Source organism: Actinocrinis sp. (genome assembly GCF_035938995.1).
Lineage (GTDB): Bacteria > Actinomycetota > Actinomycetes > Streptomycetales > Catenulisporaceae > DASZGI01.
The window spans coordinates 1-2,093 of sequence record NZ_DASZGI010000019.1; the positions used below are offsets into that span (position 1 = coordinate 1).

The 2,093-nt window shown below is 67.8% G+C and carries 2 protein-coding genes; both read right to left on the reverse strand.

What is annotated here, in order from left to right; all coding sequences use genetic code 11:
- Positions 1-390: 390 nt before the first annotated feature.
- On the reverse strand, positions 391-1,680 hold the full coding sequence (locus VGZ32_RS00950; RefSeq protein WP_326883819.1) for an RNA polymerase sigma factor: 1,290 nt from the start codon (positions 1,678-1,680) through the stop codon (positions 391-393).
- Positions 1,680-2,024, reverse strand: coding sequence for a YciI family protein (locus VGZ32_RS00955; RefSeq protein WP_326883820.1), 345 nt, complete (start codon positions 2,022-2,024; stop codon positions 1,680-1,682). The genes VGZ32_RS00950 and VGZ32_RS00955 overlap by 1 nt, the downstream gene beginning before the upstream one ends.
- Positions 2,025-2,093 lie beyond the last annotated feature (69 nt).

The window sequence follows — 2,093 nt, forward strand, 5'->3', positions numbered from 1 at the left end:
CGATGAACCCGAAGCCCTTCTCCGCGTTGAACCACTTCACAGTGCCGGTTGCCATACTCGTGAACTCTCCTTCGTGGAGCGCACGCCCCGGGCCTGAAAACGTACAAGCCCACGCTGCGTTTCCCACTCCATACCTGGACAACCCTACTCGCATTGCGTGCACACCGCCGCCCATGTGCCGAGCAAGACCGCAGCGCCGTACGGTCCCGGTGGTCGCGCGAGAGTCAAGCAGACCACCAGGCCCAGCTACACGGGTAACAAACACGTGTGGACACAGGCTCGGCGGCACTGGCGTGGCCTGCCCTGCCGGCCTGGCCAAGGCCAAGTGACTCCGCGGCGGGGCCGCGCGGTGGCCTGCGATCGGTTGCTGTTCGTGCCGTCCGGCGCTGGTTATTCGGTTCCGGCAGTCGGTGCGTCACCGGCCGTCTCGCGTAGCCGACGTTCGAGGTAGCGCCGTTCGGCCCGGGTGCCCGTCAGGGCTAGGGCCTGTTGGTAGGCGGCGTGTGCCTCGTCCTGCCGACCCATCCGCCGGAGCAGGTCGGCGCGGACGGCTGGGAGCAGGTGGTAGCCGTCGAGGGCGGTGTCAGTGATCAGGCGGTCGGTGAGTGCGAGGCCCTCGGCCGGGCCGTAAGCCATGGCTACCGCGACGGCCCGGTTCAGCTCAACGACCGGGGACTGCGCCAGTTCGTTGAGCTGTTCGTAGAGCTGTGCGATCTTCGCCCAGTCGGTGTCGGATGCCGTGGGGGCGGTGGCGTGGCAGGCCGCGATGGCCGCCTGCAGGTGGTAGGAGCCCGGTCGTGGCGAATTTTGGTCGCACGATGCGAGCAGAGCCACGCCCTCGTCGATCGCGCCGCGGTCCCAGCGTGCGCGGTCCTGGTGTTCCAGTGTGACGATCTCACCTTTATCGTCGACGCGCGCACGGCGACGGGCGTGCTGAAGCAGCATGAGTGCGAGCAGCGCGGCCGCCTCGGGTTCTCCGGGCATCAGGTGGGAGAGGATGCGTGCGAGTCGGATGGCCTCGATGCACAGTCCTTCGCGGACGAGATCGTCGCCTTCGGTCGCGGCGTAGCCCTCGTTGAACATGAGGTAGAGCACAGACATGACCCCGGCTGTGCGCTCGGGCAGCAGGTGCGCGGGCGGGACGCGATAGGGGATGCCCGCGTTGCGGATCTTGCTTTTTGCGCGGGTGAGTCGCTTGGCCATGGTCCCCTCGGAGACCAGGAACGCGCGCGCGATCTGGGCTGTGGTCAGGCCGCTGAGAGTGCGCAGGGTGAGCGCGATCCGGACGTCGAGCGCGAGAGCGGGATGACAGCAGGTGAAGATCAGGCGGAGCCGGTCGTCGACGATGCCGCTGTCGTCTTCGAGAGCGTTCGCGAACGCCCCGCGCTGCCCGGTCTCCGCAAGTTGGGCGCGTTGGCGCAGCTTGACGGACTCGACCTGCCGACGGCGCAGCACATCGAGCGCGCGGTTGCGGGCGGTGGTGGTGAGCCAGGCGGCCGGATGATGCGGAACGCCGTCGCGCGGCCAGCGCTCGAGAGCGAGGGCGAATGAGTCCTGGACGCATTCTTCGGCCAGGTCCCAGTCGCCGGTCAGCCGGATCAGGCCCGCGACGAGGCGGCCCCACTCCTGGATGAAGACCTGGGAGAGGGCCGCCTCGGTCGCTGTGTCGGGTTCGGTCACTAATCGTCCGTCTGCGGCCAGAACGGGCGCAGTTCGATCGAGCCGACCCCGGCGCACGGATGCTTGGACGCGATCTCGATGGCCTCGTCGAGGTCGGCGCAGTCGATGATGTCGAAGCCGGCGATGGCTTCCTTCGACTCGGTGAACGGGCCGTCGATGAGCAGCTGCTTGCCGTCGCGCATGCGCAAAGTGGTGGCCTCGTTCGGCGGACGCAGCGGGTTGCCGTCGAGCCGAACCCCCCGCCCGACCATCTCATTCAGCCACGCGTCGCCGTTCTTCTCGACGAGGGCGGAGGCCTCCTCCAGGCGCTCCGGCTCGTGACAGATGAACATCATGTACTTCATTCCAGCCTCCGTGGGGGTGAGCCTACACACCTACGACGAACGGCAAGGCGCCCGCAGGACACTTCTCCT